General features: G+C 55.3%; 13 protein-coding genes, 1 tRNA gene and 1 pseudogene. 10 read left to right on the top strand and 5 right to left on the bottom strand.

Going from position 1 to position 16,599, the window contains the following annotated elements; translation table 11 throughout:
- The first annotated feature begins 39 nt into the window (after positions 1-39).
- Both selA and selB read left to right on the top strand, forming a co-directional pair.
- The gene (gene selA, locus ACWAU4_RS18985) at positions 40-1,461 is read left to right on the top strand and encodes an L-seryl-tRNA(Sec) selenium transferase (RefSeq protein WP_028780621.1); all 1,422 of its coding nucleotides are present in this window, start codon (positions 40-42) and stop codon (positions 1,459-1,461) included.
- Positions 1,458-3,293: pseudogene (gene selB, locus ACWAU4_RS18980) on the top strand (selenocysteine-specific translation elongation factor); the annotation flags it as partial. The gene selA and the pseudogene selB, both read left to right, overlap by 4 nt.
- Before the next feature lie 69 nt (positions 3,294-3,362).
- Here the strand turns inward: selB and ACWAU4_RS18975 are convergent.
- Positions 3,363-3,457 (bottom strand) — tRNA-Sec (locus tag ACWAU4_RS18975).
- 141 nt (positions 3,458-3,598) lie between these two features.
- Here ACWAU4_RS18975 and fdhD point away from each other — a divergent pair.
- From fdhD to ACWAU4_RS18950, 5 genes are all read left to right on the top strand, one after another.
- Positions 3,599-4,435 (top strand): formate dehydrogenase accessory sulfurtransferase FdhD, encoded by an 837-nt coding sequence (gene fdhD, locus ACWAU4_RS18970; protein ID WP_028780619.1) that lies wholly within the window; start codon positions 3,599-3,601, stop codon positions 4,433-4,435.
- Between the two features lie 300 nt (positions 4,436-4,735).
- Positions 4,736-5,950 carry a selenium metabolism membrane protein YedE/FdhT gene (gene yedE / locus ACWAU4_RS18965; RefSeq protein WP_208125137.1) on the top strand — a complete coding sequence of 405 codons (1,215 nt, stop codon included), beginning with the start codon at positions 4,736-4,738 and terminating at the stop codon, positions 5,948-5,950.
- Positions 5,950-6,183, top strand: coding sequence for a sulfurtransferase-like selenium metabolism protein YedF (gene yedF, locus ACWAU4_RS18960; RefSeq protein ID WP_025010175.1), 234 nt, complete (start codon positions 5,950-5,952; stop codon positions 6,181-6,183). The genes yedE and yedF overlap by 1 nt, the downstream gene beginning before the upstream one ends.
- Positions 6,184-6,193: 10 nt before the next feature.
- A complete protein-coding gene (locus tag ACWAU4_RS18955) occupies positions 6,194-7,231 on the top strand; it encodes a YeeE/YedE family protein (protein ID WP_208125136.1) in 1,038 nt (345 codons plus the stop codon).
- A gap of 21 nt (positions 7,232-7,252) precedes the next feature.
- The gene (locus tag ACWAU4_RS18950) at positions 7,253-7,477 is read left to right on the top strand and encodes a sulfurtransferase TusA family protein (protein ID WP_025010173.1); all 225 of its coding nucleotides are present in this window, start codon (positions 7,253-7,255) and stop codon (positions 7,475-7,477) included.
- Positions 7,478-7,539: 62 nt separating this feature from the next.
- Here the strand turns inward: ACWAU4_RS18950 and ACWAU4_RS18945 are convergent, their stop codons facing one another.
- Entirely contained in the window at positions 7,540-10,674 is a 3,135-nt protein-coding gene (locus ACWAU4_RS18945; protein ID WP_454290578.1) for a M9 family metallopeptidase, read from the bottom strand.
- 567 nt (positions 10,675-11,241) lie between these two features.
- Between ACWAU4_RS18945 and ACWAU4_RS18940 the strand changes: the two genes are divergently transcribed.
- From ACWAU4_RS18940 to ACWAU4_RS18930, 3 genes are all read left to right on the top strand, one after another.
- Positions 11,242-12,222 (top strand): NAD(P)H-quinone oxidoreductase, encoded by a 981-nt coding sequence (locus ACWAU4_RS18940; protein WP_045283430.1) that lies wholly within the window; start codon positions 11,242-11,244, stop codon positions 12,220-12,222.
- A 424-nt stretch (positions 12,223-12,646) separates the two neighbouring features.
- Positions 12,647-13,051: a hypothetical protein gene (locus ACWAU4_RS18935; protein ID WP_025010165.1), complete on the top strand. Its 405-nt coding sequence runs from the start codon at positions 12,647-12,649 to the stop codon at positions 13,049-13,051.
- Positions 13,052-13,159: 108 nt separating this feature from the next.
- Entirely contained in the window at positions 13,160-13,753 is a 594-nt protein-coding gene (locus ACWAU4_RS18930) for a hypothetical protein (RefSeq protein ID WP_208125135.1), read from the top strand.
- Between the two features lie 192 nt (positions 13,754-13,945).
- Here the strand turns inward: ACWAU4_RS18930 and ACWAU4_RS18925 are convergent, their stop codons facing one another.
- The 3 genes from ACWAU4_RS18925 to galK are packed head-to-tail and all read right to left on the bottom strand — an operon-like array spanning position 13,946 to position 16,556.
- Positions 13,946-14,344, bottom strand: coding sequence for a DUF2391 family protein (locus ACWAU4_RS18925; RefSeq protein WP_025010163.1), 399 nt, complete (start codon positions 14,342-14,344; stop codon positions 13,946-13,948).
- The gene (locus ACWAU4_RS18920; protein ID WP_208125134.1) at positions 14,341-15,372 is read right to left on the bottom strand and encodes an aldose epimerase family protein; all 1,032 of its coding nucleotides are present in this window, start codon (positions 15,370-15,372) and stop codon (positions 14,341-14,343) included. Before ACWAU4_RS18920 ends, ACWAU4_RS18925 begins: the two co-directional genes overlap by 4 nt.
- Before the next feature lie 32 nt (positions 15,373-15,404).
- Positions 15,405-16,556, bottom strand: a complete 1,152-nt coding sequence (gene galK / locus ACWAU4_RS18915) for a galactokinase (protein WP_129979964.1) — start codon at positions 16,554-16,556, stop codon at positions 15,405-15,407.
- Between the last annotated feature and the right edge of the window lie 43 nt (positions 16,557-16,599).

Genomic DNA, 16,599 nt, shown 5'->3' with positions numbered 1-16,599 from the left:
GGCTCAGGCCCTCCCTTTATTCAGTCAATGATGAAACAGATGATGACCCAAACTGCCGATACTCTCAAAGACCTCTATCGGGCTTTGCCTTCCATGGATAGCCTGCTGGCCGAGCCAGCTCTGGCCCCACTGCTGAGCCGCTTTGGCAAGGCCGCCGTCAAACAGGCGCTGGATGGACAACTTCGGCTGGCAAGAGCCGGGATAGGCAGCGAGCAACGCCTGCCTGAGTGGTGTCACTCACACCAAGCCTTGTATGGCATTTTGGTTGATCAGCTGTCCAGCGATTATCGCCACAGTTTAAGGCCGGTATGGAACCTCACCGGCACCCTACTGCACACCAACCTGGGACGGGCGCAGCAATCCGAGGCGGCCATCGAGGCCGTCACTTCTGTGATGCGTTACCCAACTCCGCTGGAGTTTGAGTTGCAGGCCGGCAAGCGCGGCCACAGAGATAATGCCGTCAGCTCGCTTATTCACCGCCTCACAGGTGCCGATGCCTGCTGTGTGGTCAACAATAATGCCGCCGCCGTGCTGTTGATGCTGTCGGCGGTGGCGGCCGGTAAAGAGGTGATAGTTTCCCGCGGTGAGCTGGTGGAGATAGGCGGCGCCTTCCGGATCCCCGACATAATGCGTCAGGCTGGGGTTACCCTGGTGGAAGTGGGCAGCACCAACCGTACCCATCTCAGGGATTACGAGCAGGCGATAACCGAAAACACCGCTGCCATCATGAAGGTACACACCAGTAACTACCATATTCAGGGCTTTACCGCCTCGGTGGAAGAGTCGCGGCTGGCGACACTGTGCCGCGAGCACGATATTTCGCTGATCTCGGATCTCGGCAGCGGTTCGCTCACCGACTTGCGCCGCTTCGGGCTCAAGCAGGAACCCACTCCCCAGGCGATGCTGGCCGATGGGGTCGATTTGGTAAGCTTCTCCGGCGACAAGCTGCTCGGTGGCCCTCAGTCGGGGCTGATTGTTGGCAAACAGTCGCTTATCAATAAGTTGCAAAGCCATCCGCTCAAACGGGCGCTGCGCTGCGATAAGCTGATTCTGGCGGCGCTGGAAGCCACACTGATCCATTATCTCAACCCGGAAACCCTGGATACTGAACTGCCTATGATGGCCAAGTTCGGCCGCAGCCAGCAGCAACTCAAACTGCTAGGCAGCCGTTTGCACCAGGCGTTGCAGCCCCTGTTTGCCCCCGGCTATCAACTGGAGCTGGTGGAGTGCCGCACCCAGGTGGGCAGCGGCTCACAGCCGGATACCTTCCTGCCTTCGGTGGCACTGGCTTTCAGTGCCAATCCGGGCGCTAGCCTGATTGAGCTTGAGCAACACTTCAAGCAGGCCGAGCGGCCGGTGATCGGCCGGATCAGCAATGAACAACTGCTGCTGGATCTGCGCGGGGTCGACGATGAAGCCGAGTTACTGGCCGAGCTGAGCACCCTGGGAGTGTCGCTGTGATCCTGGTAACCGCCGGCCATGTAGACCATGGCAAGACCAGCCTGATTCGGGCCCTGACAGGGCAGAATACCGACAGATTGCCGGAAGAGAAACGCCGCGGCATGACCATAGATCTGGGTTATGCCTTTATGCCGTTTGCCGACGGCCAGCGACTGGCCTTTATCGATGTGCCTGGCCATGAAAAGTTTATCAACAACATGCTGGTGGGCGTCAGTCATGCCAGACACGCGCTCTTGGTACTGGCCTGTGATGATGGCGTGATGCCGCAGACCCGTGAACACCTGCAGATTTTAGCCATGTTGCCGCTTAAGAGCCTGACACTGGTGCTCACCAAGAGTGACCTGGTGGAGCGGGCCCGCATTGATGAAGTGGCTGCAGAGAGTGAGGCGCTGCTTTGTGAGTTTGCCCTCAAGGCCTCTGGTGTGTTTAGCGTTTCGGCCAGCAATGGCCAGGGGATCGATTCACTCAGAGAGCATATTCTGGCGCTGGCATCGAGCGAGCTACAGCTTGAGAAGGCTGGCGTCGCCGCAGACGCGCAGCAGGCCTTTCGCATGACCCTGGATCGCGCCTTCAGCGTCAAAGGCGCCGGTTGGGTGGTCACGGGTACAGTGATCAGTGGCAGTGCCAATGTCGGTGATAACCTCTACAGCTCGGGTCAGAAAGACAAGCTGAGGATCCGCGGCATTCACTGCCAGGGGCAGGAGTCGCAGACGGCGCTTCCGGGCACCCGGGTCGCCCTCAATCTCAGTGGCGTCGATAACCACAGAGCGCCGCAGCGCGGTGATTGGCTCAGCAACTTGCCGCAGCCGGACGCCTGTGGCCGCCCTGTGGTGCAGATCCGTGCCTTTGAGCCAGTGACTCACTGGCAGAGCGTGCATTGCCACCACGGCGCCGATCATACTCTGGGACGCATATCCCAACTGACCGAGGCCGATGAGCGCGGCTACTGCCTGGCTGAACTGGTGCTGGATAAGCCACTGATATTGTGCCAGGACGACCCCATAGTGCTGCGTCATGCCAGTGGCAAGCATACCCTGGGCGCCGGCAGAGTACTGGCACTCACAGTGCCCAATCGCAAGAAACGCACCGACGAGCGGCTCGCTCTTCTTGGCCGTCTCGCCGACGCCGAAACTCCGGCCGCGGCTCTTACCCTTCTAGGCCGGCAGCAGGCCTTGGCCGTGCCTGACTTGGCCTGGCGCTGGCAGTTGACCGAAGCCGGTTTGAGTCGGGTCATCGAAGAATCCGGACTCAGCCGCCATGGCGGTTTCCTGTTGGCACCGGAACTGCTTGAGGCCGAGCAACAGCACTATCTGTCCTTGCTGGAGCAATACCATCAGCAGCACCCGGATCAATTGGGGCTGGGGCGCAACCGCCTGCTGCGCATGAGTCACAGCAAGTTGCCATCGCCGCTGGCCAGTCTGATCCTGGAGCGCCTCTGTCGCGACCGCCGCATGGTGCTGCGCGGCGCCTTGCTGCAGTTACCGCAGCACAGAATGACCTTGGATCCCAAAGCCGAAGCCTGTTGGCAGCGTTTATCTCCTTGGCTGGAGCAGCAGGATACCCCTGTGTGGGTCACGGAAATGGCCGAATATCTTGAGCTGGAGCCGGGTGAGCTGCGGCCGCTGTGTTTCCAGTTGGTGCAACAGGGGTTTATCACCGCAGTGGTGAAAGACAGATATCTGCTCAGCAGTAAGCTGTGCCACTACGCCGATCTTATTCGCGGTCATTTAGAGCTAAAGGGACAACTGGAAACCGCCGAGTTCAAGGCGATGGTAGGTCTTGGCCGCAAGGTAAGTATTCAACTGTTGGAGTTCTTCGATCGCAGCGGTTTTACTCGCAGGAAGTATCGCAGTAACAGTCGGGAGATCCGGGACGCTGAACTTTTCTGGTCCCATGAAGATTGGCGGAAGAACATAGGAGTCGAACCTACCCGGGACTGCTGGCAGCCCCACCCGGATTTGAAGTCCGGACGCCTCACCGGAGACGACGTTCTTCCATCGAAAGACAGAAGGATAATAGAAAATGAATGCAGTTGAAGCAACCCTGTTTTTATTTACTTTATGAGTTTGTGATATAGCTCTTATTTTATTTTAAAGTCTGTAAATTTTTATTATTTAGATAGGTTCAGAGGGTACTTATGGATTATTATTCGCATGACGTTGTCACCGAGAAACAAGTCACCCTTATGGAACAAGGGCAGGCTTCGGAATTAACTGACTACTTAGCGAACGAAGTGAGAATCGCCCTGGTATATAACGGCATTGCCCACACGGTAATGTTGGCCAGTCCGCAGGATCTCGAAGCCTTTGCAATCGGCTTTACCTTGTCGGAGCGCATAGTCAGAAACATAAATGAAATCAAGGGTGTTGAACTTGAATATACCGAAGAAGGTGTACTGGTTCAGATTGAGATAACCCAAAGATGTTTCATGGAATTAAAGCAACAAAGACGCAATATGGCCGGTAGAACCGGTTGTGGACTTTGCGGTGTTGCCCAACTTGAAGAAGCGGTTAAACCTGTTATTCGAGTTGATGATGGTGCCAAGTTTAATATCAACAATTTAAAGGTTGCTTTGAATTTTGTTAAGGACAATCAACAGCATTTTAAATTAACTGGCGCCACCCATGCTGCCATGGGGTTAAATAAAGAAGGGCATATTATTGATGCCTATGAAGATATTGGAAGACATATAGCACTGGATAAGTTAATCGGTGCCTTTTCACAGAAACATGCCGAGCGGCCAATCGCGGTTTTATTGACCAGCAGAGCCAGTTTCGAGATGGTGCAAAAGGCTGCCAGTGCCAATATTCAGATTCTTTTTGCCATGTCCGCCGTGACCTCACTGGCGTTGGAGTTGGCCGAGAAGAGCAACATCACGCTGGTGGGCTTTTGCCGCAACGGTCGTGCGACGCTCTACACCCATGGTCACAGACTGACGGGGTTGAGCCGCGATCGCCTGGCCAAAGCCATTTAGGGACGCTGCGAATAAGGCCTCGAAGTACTCGGGCTTCTTCCCTGGCACAGCGCTTACTGTCTGCTCATCATCGTTGTTAAACACTGTTTATGACCGGTCGGAACCCAGTTCCAGCCGGTCTTTAGTGCTTTGATGATGGCAGACAGCCGGTCGTTTGCTGCACTCCAGCGATTTTATCGCCGTAAAGGCATACATAAGATGCGACAGGTCAGTTTCTGCGGGCTGCCTGTTCGCACCTGTAATGGTTGACGGACACGCCTGTGTCCGTTTAGACAAGGTCTCGTTCATTAGGGTAATGACATGACATGGCAACAATTTAAACAACAATATCTGGTCCGTTTCTGGGCTCCCATGCCGGCTGTTATCGCTGCCGGTATTCTCTCCACCTACTATTTTGGTCTTACCGGAACCTTCTGGGCCGTGACCGGCGAATTTACCCGCTGGGGTGGGCATTTACTGCAAATGCTTGGTGCCGAGCCGGAAAACTGGGGTTACTTCAAGGTGATAGGTTTGGCCGGTACGCCGCTGGATCGCATCGACGGCATGATGATTATCGGCATGTTCGGTGGCTGTATCGCCGCGGCGCTATGGGCCAACAACGTCAAGCTCAGAATGCCACAGAGCCGGGTGCGCATCATGCAGGCCCTGGTTGGCGGCATCATAGCCGGCTTCGGCGCCCGCTTGGCCATGGGTTGTAACCTGGCGGCCTTCTTTACCGGTATTCCGCAGTTCTCGCTGCATGCCTGGTTCTTCGCGCTGGCCACTGCTGCCGGTTCCTACTTTGGCGCCAAGTTCACCTTGCTGCCCATGTTCCGCATTCCGGTGGCGCTGAAGAAGGTCACCAAGGCCAGCTCGGTCAAGCAGGACGAAAACCAGGCCAGAAGGCGTTTTCGGATCGGCATGCTGGTGTTTATCGGCATAGTCGGTTGGGGACTCCTGACCCTGTTCAACGCACCCAAGCTGGGTATTGCCATGCTCTGTGGCGTCGGTTTCGGTCTGCTGATTGAAAGGGCACAGATCTGCTTTACCTCGGCATTTCGCGACATGTGGATCACCGGCCGTACCCATATGGCCAAGGCGATCATCATAGGTATGGCGGTCAGTGCCATAGGGATTTACAGCTATGTGCAACTAGGGGTTTCACCCAAGATCATGTGGGCCGGTCCCAACGCGGTTATCGGTGGCTTGCTGTTCGGTTTCGGTATAGTGCTGGCCGGTGGCTGCGAAACCGGTTGGATGTACCGCGCCGTGGAAGGGCAGGTGCACTTCTGGTGGGTTGGCCTGGGTAATGTTATCGGCTCCACCATTTTGGCCTACTACTGGGACGACTTTGCCGAACCACTGGCCACCAGTTGGGACAAGGTCAACCTGCTTTCCAGCTTGGGGGACAAGGGCGGCTTGCTGGCCACCTACCTGACGCTGGGCCTGGCGTTTGCCGCCATGCTCGCCTGGGAAAAACAATTCTTTGCCCGTAAAGCCAAACGGGATGCACAACTGACTGCGGAGGCCGTGTAATGAGCCAATATACTCCTGATTATCAATTGGATATGGTTGGTGAACCCTGTCCTTATCCCGCCGTTGCCACCCTGGAGGCCATGCCCCAGCTCAAGCCCGGTGAAATTCTGGAAGTGATCAGCGACTGCCCACAGTCGATCAACAATATTCCATTGGATGCCAAGAACCACGGTTACAAGGTGCTGGAGATAGAACAGAACGGCCCGACTATCCGTTATCTGATCCAGCGCTGAGGAGCCGGTTATGCTGACGATTCTCAGTGGTTTGGGCATAGGTCTGGCCATGGGGTTTGTGATGCAGCGGGGGCGTTTCTGCATGGCGGGTGGCATACGTGACACCTTCCTGCAGAAAGACTTCACCATGGTGATTGCCATATTGATCGCCATCAGTATCCAGAGCCTGGGGCTGTTTGCTTTTTATGAGCTGGGTTGGGTCAAGTTGCCGACGGGGCATTTCCCCTGGTTGGCAACTCTGATTGGTGGCGTGCTGTTCGGCCTGGGTATGGCAGCGGCAGGCAGTTGCTCCACCGGAGCCTACTACAGGGCGGCCGAAGGCTTGGCTGCCAGTGTGATGGCAGTGCTGGGCTTTATTGTTGCCAGTAAACTGGTGCGCACGGCCGAGCTCAAGAGCATGCTGGCCCCCATCAAACAGCAACAGTTGGCCGATCAGACCCTGTATCAAAGCCTGGGGGTTTCGCCCTGGTTGGTGAGTATCGCCCTGGCGCTGCTGACCTCCGTACTGGCGATGCGCTATCTCAAGCGACGCAAGCGCCCTGTGGCCCTGATGACCCCGAGGCGCAGCGGCCTGGCACACCTGTTGTTTGAAGCCCGTTGGCACCCCTTCGTGAGTGCGCTGAACATTGGCGTGCTGGCTCTGCTGGCCTGGCCTGCGAGCCTGGAAAGCGGTCGTGTCGGTGGCGTTGGTATCAGTGGCCCCAGCGCTCAGCTGTGGGATCTGCTGACCACTGGCAACACCAAGTTCTTCGGCTGGCCGGGATACTTCCTCATCGGCTTGTTTGTCGGGGCCTTTATTGCCGCCCGCGGCAGTTCGGAGCAGCGTTGGCGCTATCCGGGCCACAAGACGGTATTGTTTGGGCTTATCGGCGGTCTGTTGATGGGCTTTGGCAGCGGCATTGCCGGTGGTTGCATGTTGGGCAATGCGCTGGTGGGTACCGCCTATCTGTCCTGGCAGGGCTGGCTGTTTATTCCGGCCATTCTGCTTGGCAGTTACTGCTTCAGTTACTTTACCCTGATCCGGCCCATGCGCCTGGCTCAGATCTGAGTTTTATCCAAGGAGTTGTATATGAAACATGTTCTCGATACTACCGGCAAACTTTGTCCTTTCCCTTTGATAGAGCTGCAGAAGCTGATAAAGGGCATAGAAAAAGGCGACGAAGTGGTACTGGACTATGACTGCGCCCAGGCGACAGAAAACATTCCTCGCTGGGCCGCCGAAGAGGGCCATGAGGTGACTCACTTTGCCCAGAAGGGCGATGCTGCCTGGACCATGACCATCAAGAAGGGCTAATGGCCGTAAAGGTAAAAAAGCGCTGCCGAGGCAGCGCTTTTTTCATCCAAACTGTAACGCTATCAGCGAGCCTGCATCTGGATGCTGACCCCTTCGGCATTGGCACCATCCAGCATCAGATAGTACCAACCTTCGCTTGGCGCCTGCAGCAGTATACGTTCTGCGTTGCCTTGCTGGGTGGATACCTGTTGATAACTGTTGGCCGTAGGCCAGCTAGTGCCACCATAGAGGCTGACATCGCCGCTGCCGTGGCCTGTGACAACTTCAATCTCCTGAGTACCTTCGGCAATATAGAAGTAGAAGTCTCCCCGGCCACTGGCGGCGCAGATGGCCGTGCCGGATTGCAACTCGCTGTAACTCTGTGGAGCCTTGGTGGCGCAGGCATTTTCGAGGACACTGGGCTGAGGTTCACCGGCCGTGGCCACTTTCAGGCTCAGGCTGACACCGGCATACTGGCTGTCACTCTCCACCGCCAGGTAACGCCAGCCGCGATTGGCCGTGACTGTTAGTGTCTCGCTGTTGCCTGCGGTCTTGGCGAACGCATCATAGTGAGCTGTACCTGCCCAGGTATCGGCAGCATAGTAGAGATCGGCGTCACCACTGCCGCCGCCGAGGCTGAAGGTCAGGCTAGTGTTATCTTCCTCAACCCAGACATAAAAGCTGGAACGGCCACCACTGAGGCATTCATTCTTGCCGGCCTGCAACTGGCCATAGTCTGTGCTCGGAGCACCGCAATCCACCGGCTCGCTGCCATCGCCATCACCGCCGCCTTGGGCCGGGTCCGGGTCGGCTTCGACTTCTGTGGTCGACAGCAATAGATCCACGCCGCCAAATTCACCGGCCAGAGTCAGGTAATGCCAGTAGCTGTCGGGGTTGAGGCGCACCTTGATCACCTCGTGATTCCCATTGCCTATACCTAAGCCCTCGTTGTTTTCGGCGCTGGCCCAGCCTTGGGAGCTGAAATAGATATCGGCATCACCCCAGCCGTCACCCACCTTGATCCACAGCTCTTGGTCGGAACGCTGCTCATTGGCAAACACCAGGCTGGCGCGGCCGTTTTTCGAGTCGATACACTCGATTGGCACATCCAGCAGCGGTGTCATGCCTTCCTGATAACGATAGGATTCGTCGCTGACCGTGCAGGGGGCAAAGTCGCGGCTGATATTGCCGCCCGGGCCACTCCAGTTACCTTCACGGCCGCTGGGGGCGGCGTCTATGTCGCTGGGGCCCTTATCCACTATGCCGTTGTCCGCCGTGCTCAGGCCGCTTGTCAGCCAGTTGTACCACTCATTGTCATAACGACTGCCTATGCCATCTATCAGGGCTTGATACTCGCTGTAGTTGTCGCTGCGCAGCAGACTGAGGATCTGGCGAACATCATCCATATGGCGCTCGAACATAAAGCGCACCGCCAGATAGCCCCAGCGATAGACTCTGTCTTGTCCCGAGTCATAGGTGTTTTTGAATATTTGCGACAGGGCAAATGCCTTGGTTTCACCAAGTGCTATGGCTGCGGTGTTGGCATCCCGGTAGGAGATGTATTCAGCCAATCCTTCAACCCACCAGATGGTGTCGGCCGACATGCCGCGGGCAAAGTCGCCGTGGAGGTTGAAGCGGCCATCCAGGTAGTGCACATATTCATGCTGCAGGTTCCAGACATGGAAATCGGGGCGGCGCCACTCGGCTTCATAGGCGATAAAACGGGCCTGATTTTTGAGCCCGGCCGGCGAGCCTTCAAGATACATGCCGCCGTTGTCTGTGTTGATGCCGAAGAAGCTGCCGGCGAATGACTGGTAGTCGCCGGAGGAGTTGAAGATCACCAGCTCAAGATCGTCGTTGTTATCTTCGCTCACCGGAGTATTGCCGGTTTCCAGCTTGCTGTGGAAGTAGGCTTCCTGGCCGCTGAGCACTTCACAGATCCAGCTTGCCTGATCCTGATACAGATCCTGGGCGCGCATCTTCAGGGTATCCGAGCACTTCCAGTTGAAACTCAGGGTGTCCTGCTCCAGTTGGTATTTGAAGCCGCAAATGCCGTAGTAGTCGCACTGGCTGCGGTCATAGTAGTCGGCCATTTCTGCAGCGGCGAGCCAGATGGCGCGGCTGCTGTCCTCTTTACTGCTGCTGTCGATTACCGCCTTGACCAGAGTCGTGACCCTGGGCTTCATCGCCTCTATGTAGTAGAGGCGGGACATCTCACGTACCGCATTGACCAGCAGGTATTCGGCGTTGGTTCCCAGTAGTTGGCGCTGCTCAAGTTGAAACTGATTGAGGGCATCGAGAATGCTCTGATCCCGGGCGAACAGCGCTTGCATTTCGTCGTTCCACTGAGCCCGGAACAGGGTAGTAAACACAGCATTGGCGGCGGCATTCATGCCAAACAGCGCCTGCCAGTCGCTGTCGTATTCGTTGAGAACCTTGATGGTTACCCAGTTGAATTCGGCACCCAGATTGGCCGAATCCACCAGGATCAACGCTTCTTTGAGAACCCCGGCATTGGCCTCGGAAACTGTCCAGCTCTTGGGATTGTTGAACAGACTATCCAGTGCGCCGCTTAACGCCGTGGTTACCGAGGCATCATAGGCGGGCACATCTTCCGGATGATAAAACTGCACATAGAGGGCGGCGCGGACAAAGTTTATCAAGGACTCCAGCCCTTGGGTGTCAGTTCCTGTGTAGCTTTCGGCGCGGCCGTCTATGGCATTGGCTACCGCCAGCACATTGGCCTGGCTGAAGCTGGCGGTGGCCTGACTGCCCACCTGGCTGTAAAAGGCACCGACACAAGCAGGCGTGGCGGCGCTTAATGCATCGACCAGTGCCTGACCATTGAGGCCTGTCAGCTCATCACAGCTGCTGTCGGCCTGCATCTGCAGATCGCCGGCCGCCGAGCGGCTCATCAGGTTGAGGCTTACGACGGCTTGGTGTTTTTGGGGCGTTTTTTTGTCAACGGCATATCCTTCAATTACCTGGTTCGCCACCGCCTGACTGCTAAAGGCCTGCGGCGGCGCCGGCAACGAAGCCTTTGTCTGCCTCTCCGCTTGAGAGTTGGCCTCACGCTTAAGCCGCGCGTGAGAGGCCAGTCTCGCCTGCTCGTTGGCTTGAGCGGGCAGTAAGGGATGACCGTGCAGCCTGGCGGCGGGATGAGGTGAGGAAGCTTGGGGGGAGGAGGGCTGTGCAAACGTCTGTTGGCTGAATGCCATGCCGGAAAGCAGGCCGATACTGGCGACCAGTGGGCTGATCTTCATTGGTTTTCTCCATTTTATTTGAGTCTGCTGTTGCAGATCTTTAGTGGTTAAAGTGACCTCCTGCGCCGTTTGCCGATACTGCCTGACTGTGCACAACACTTTATTCAGGGTAAATCAGTGTTTCATCATAGAAGTAAAAGAATAAAATATACAATATAAGATTGTCTATTTTTTATTCCAAGGGAAAACAGCGAGGATTTCCTTGGTCACCGCGAGCTAGGATAGATTTATAACGCAATGAAATTAATAGAATTTACATTTAAATTCGCCAAGGCTGAATTTTGCCTGGCGGCTTTGTTGTGCTTCTGGCAAAAGACTGAAGCCATTTGCTGTGAAGCACGCCTTGCATCCAGGCCTGTAAGTCGATGCAGTGCATAGATGGGACTTTTTCGCGCGAGTATGAGCCTGAGGCGGCTTCTGCTACTGTGTTGGCTACAGGTATCAGTCTCTGCCAGGCTTGGCCTCTGGATTAACGTCAGAGGCAAATTTTTCGGCAGTGGCTCAGTTATCAAGGAGCAGTGTATGAGACAGGTGACTTTCGACACACCCGGGCAGCCCGAGGTGCTTTATCTGACGGATGTGGAGATCCCCAAACCCGGTCCGGGTCAGGTGCTGATACGGGTAGCGGCGGCCGGGGTCAATGGCCCGGATCTGGCCCAGCGTAAAGGCAACTATCCGCCGCCGGCAGACGCTTCCCCCGTGCTGGGGTTGGAAGTGGCCGGCGAGATAGTGGCGCTGGGGCAGGGCGTAGCACAATGGCAGACCGGGCAGGAGGTCTGTGCCCTGGTGCCGGGAGGCGGTTACAGTGAGTATGTGCTCACCTGGGCCGATCATTGTTTGCCTATTCCCAGGGGCTGGAGTCTGGAAGAAGCCGCGGCGATTCCCGAGACTTTCTTTACTGTGTGGGGCAATCTGTTTATGCGAGCCGGGTTGCAGCAAGGCGAGACAGTGCTCATCCACGGCGGCTCGGGGGGGATCGGCAGCAGCGCCATAGCGCTGGCCAAGGCCTTTGGCGCCAGGGTACTGGTGACTTCCGGCAGTCCTGAGAAATGCGCCTGGTGTCAGCAATTGGGGGCCGAACTCGCGATTGACTACCGCCGACAGGACTTTGTCGAGCCTGTGTTGGACTGGACCCTGGGCAAGGGTGTCGAGGTGGTGCTGGATATGGCAGGCGGAGACTTTGCCAACAAGAATCTCAAGGTACTCGCCTGTGATGGCCGCATGGTGTCCATTGCCATGCAAAGGGGGGCCAAGGCTGAAGTGGATATCTTTCGCCTGATGGCCAAACGTATTGTTTGGACCGGCTCGACTCTGAGGCCTCAAAGCGTAGCGGCCAAGGCGGCGATTGCTGCCGAGCTCAAGGCCAAGGTCTGGCCGTTATTGAATGAAGGTGCCCTGAAGCCACATATTTTTGCCAGTTTCCCGCTGCAAGAGTGCATTGCGGCACACCACTTGTTGGAATCCGGAAGTCACTCGGGCAAGGTCGTGCTGACACTGAAGTAAGTAGCTACTGACGCTCAACACCCTATGGCTGCTGAACACTCGCTCGGCAGCTTTTTCTCTGTCGCCGCTGTTTGGCTGTAACATGCAGCCTTAAGGCGTTTGCGTGCAAAATTCAACTTGCCCTGATGGAAATTTGGGCTAAAGTCCTTTGTGAGAGCACTCGAGGGTGCTGTCATGAAAAATTAATCGTTATTTAGTTGGAAAAATCACGGTTTGTAGCATTGATTCTCGGAAAGATTCTGTAAGAATACGCACTTGAAAACTCCACCTCCCAAAGGTGGAAACCTATTGTGGCAAAGTGAGCAGTAGTGCGCTTCTTTGGCCGAAAAACTTTAGGGAAGGCGCGAGCAAGTCCAGGCACTATGCGCAGCGACTTATTGGCAACTTCTCTGGTGTATGTGTTGATTTAAGGGTATTGGCATATATGTATAACACTGCAAAGAAACAAGTTTGGTATGGCGAGCTCAGAACCGCACGTGGCAATGCTATCGTCGTCCATGACAATCAGTTACCCGAGGCATCTCCTGGACGTATCTACCTGTTCAACTCTCAGCGTAATGCGATTATTGAATACGTGGAAGATATAGTTAAACCCAACCTGCATGATCTGGGTGAGGATGAAGCCAAGGCTGCCGAGCGTGAGTTCGGTAGTGCATTCAAAGCGGTCCGCAGCGAGTTTATGCAAAAGCAGCAGGCCAGAGTCAATCTGAACAACGTCAAAGACAGCGCTCCCGCGCGTAAGCCCAAGCCGGAACCTGAGGTCGAGGTCGAAGCCGACAACATGGGTGATGATTTCGATGACGATTGGGATGACAGCTTCGACGACTGATATCCCTATGCCCGGCCGTCCGACTTCAGTTCTCTGAAGCGATGGTCCGGGTATACCGGAAAGTCGAACGCTGACATTTTAAGACGATGATTTATAAGTTGGAGAATAATGATACCAGATATTAACGAAGAATATTATGTACTGATATGTGGCTCTGGAAAGGTGCCTTCCCCTTATGTTTCCTGCAGTAAAAGTCATTATTTAACTTTTAGACAACCGACTTGCCTTAAAATGCCTATTCAGGTTGAATCTGGGGCAGATGATAATGAGGCTATTCCGCTGATCGAAGCAATGACTGCATTAAGTGATCCATTACTGTCAAACAGAATAAGTAAAGTGCTGGAATACTTTGATCTTTATCAGGTTCAGTTACTCCCAGCTTTATATACTCATAATGATGGAAATGTACATTCATATTCAATTTTAGTCGTAGATAATGATATTGATGCTTATGACTTTGATAATGGAAAATACACTGGGATTTTAGAGGATGGTGAAGTAATAAATCCAAGGAATTGCCGACTGGACTATAATAAGTTATCTAAAGTACCTCTTGAAAAGAGATGTATTTTCCAAATTCCAGGGATGATGGATTATTTGGTGCATAAGTCAATCGCAGAGCCATTAATCGCCTTGAACGCCAGTGGTTTGCATTTGGTTCCAGTACTGGAATGGAATCTTAGCTTTGGTATGACAATTTGATAGCTGGGTTAAAGATGAATAATTGTCCGATTTTTCATCACAGCAAATACTGGCAGAAATTAAACTATACAACCCAAGCCAATATGGGGTGAATGATGTAGGTTTAACCCGATCTTCCTTTATTGATGATGAAATTTTAAATTGAATTTTGATGTCAATGAAATACGACAATCAATATCCGGCGATAGTCGATTATTCTTTATCGAAGCTATCGACTATGATGGCGCCCATAGAGGCCGGCATGGCGATCAGCAGGGTGCGCTTCAGCGCCAGTAAGGGATCGCTCAACAATGGCCATTTATCCAGGGCCAGTAAGACGACACTCACCACCAGCAAGGTCAGGGCATAAGCCAGCAGGATCCGCAGCCAGAACACCCACACCCTGGCCTTGATATTGGCCTGAAACACACTCTGATAAGCAAACAGGGCGATAAAGCTCAGGCTCAATACCACCACCAGCACCAGATTCACCATCGGCAGATTGGCCGCCAGCATCCAGGCCTCCTCGGAAAAAGAGATGGGCACGGACAAGGCAAAGGCGCCTATGCTGATCTGACCGAGATCCTCGGCGTTGAAATAGAGTTTGGTCATGCCTGGGTATCGAACTCGTAGCGGCTCAAATGGTGATAGACTTGTCCGGGTGTTATCCAGGGATCGCCGTGCAGCTGTGGCTGATTGGCGCCGTCCGGCAGCATTTGCGGCTCAAGACAGACACCCTGCCAGGCCTTCATCGCCTGGCCCTTACGACCCTTGACGCCTTCGAGCCCGGCGCCGGTGTAAAGTTGCACTCCGGGTTGATTGGTATACAGTGTCAGGCCGCGACCCGATAGCGGCGCGCTCAAACGGCCCACACGCCAGAGCTCATCTTTCTGTTGCCGGCTGATAAAGCAGTGATCCAGCCCTTGGCCGGCGGCTAGTTCCGGCTGCCCCAGCAGCGTCTTGAGTACCTTGCCCTGACTGAGATCCAACATGCTGCCTTGGGTATCGACTATGCCGCAGGGAATGCCTTCAGAGTCGGTTGCCAGGGCTTTGTTGCTATCGAGTTGCAACTGGTGCTCAGCGATATCCGCCCGGCCATCGAGGTTGAAATAGCTGTGCTGGGTCAGGCTCACCGGGCAGTCTTGGCTGCTTGAGGCCATAAACTCAACAAACAGGTTGTTGCCCGCCAAACGATAGTCCAGCTGTACCCGGCATTCACCGGGAAAGCCCATGTCGCCATCCGGGCTTATCAGGCTAAGGCGCACCCCGTCCGGCAGTGTGCCCAGTTGCCACAGGCGCCGATGAAAGCCTTCGCGGCCGCCGTGCAGGCAGTGGCCGTTGAAGTTCTTATCCAGAGAAAAAGCTTTGCCGCGGCCGTGGATTTGACCTTGCTTGATGCGATTGGCGTAACGCCCCACAGCAGCCCCCAAACAGGCGTCCTGGGCCAGATAATCGGCTGCAGAGTCACAGCCAAGCACGATATTGGTTCGTTCACCGTGGCGATCCGGCGCCCACAGTGAGCGAATAATGCCACCGAGACTGAGCACTTCCAGCGCCAGAGTACCGTTGTCGATTCTGATTCTTTCTATCTGGCCGCCGCGGGGATCTTCCCAACTGTCGAGTGCGCTGAAACGTATCATCTGCTAGTTCCTTTTGGCTTTAGGGCTACAACTCAGTCCAGGCGGCTGGCTCCGTCGCTGGGGCTGCATAGGTACACACTGGCCTCCAGCTCGGTTTTAGCCGGATATTGCTGCTCGACGGCGGCTATCACCTTGTCGGTCAACTCATGTTCCACCAGGGCGATGACGCAGCCGCCAAAGCCCTTGCCTGTCATCCGTACTCCGCCGCGTTCGCCGACGACTTCGGCTATCAGCTCCACCAGGGTATCTATCGCCGGATGGCTGATTTCAAAGTCATCGCGCATCGATCGGTGTGATTCGGCCATCAGTTTGCTGAGCCTGGCGATATCGCCCTGCTCCAGGGCGCGGCAGGCGCTCTGGGTGCGTTGGTTTTCACTGATCACATGGCGGGCACGGCGAAAGGCAACCGGGTCCAGTTCATCTTCGGCGCTTTGCAACGCCCTGAGTGACAAGTGGCGCAGGGTATCCAATCCGAAATGACCGGCCACCTGCTCGCATTGCAAGCGGCGCTCGCCAAACTCTGTGCTGTGGGCGATGGAGGGCAAGCCGGAATTGATGATCAGCAGGCTGAGATCGTCTGGGAAGGGCACGCTCTCGCAGTCCAGATCCAGGCAATCGATCAGCAGTGCCGACCCGGCTTCGGCCATGGCACAGGTGATCTGATCCATGATGCCGCAGCCATAGCCGACATAGTGGTTTTCGCCCCGCTGCGCCAGTTGTGCAATCGCCAGCGGCGACAAGTGCAGTTGACTGGTGTCATTGATGGCGGTGCCGAAGGCGATTTCCAGCGAGGCCGATGAGGCCAATCCGGCGTTGGCCGGCACATTGCCGATCACTGCCAGGTCCAGGCCGCGAGCCGGCAGGCCACTCTGGGCCATGGCCGAGGTAAAGCCCTTGAGATAACTGACCCAGCCCTCATCCTCGCTCATGCTGCCTTCATCGCCATAGTGCCATTCAAAAATGCCGGGAAAGGCAGCCGATACGGCGCGAAACTTGTCATCGTCACGGCGTTTGACTGCAATTATGGTGTGAAAGTTGATTGCCGCCGGCAGCACCAGACCTTCGTTATAGTCTGTGTGTTCCCCGATAAGGTTGACCCGCCCGGGGGCCTGATACAGGGCATCCGGCTTGGTGCCGAAGGTTTTGACAAAGAGTTTGGTAACGCTGGGGGCAGGATTCGACATGCTCTTATGGATTCCGCAAAAAAACGCTCGAACAGCAACATAA

The organism is Shewanella sp. FeAMO (assembly GCF_053653955.1).
Note: the sequence above shows the minus strand (reverse complement) of the source record. Positions and strands in the feature narration are given on the sequence as shown.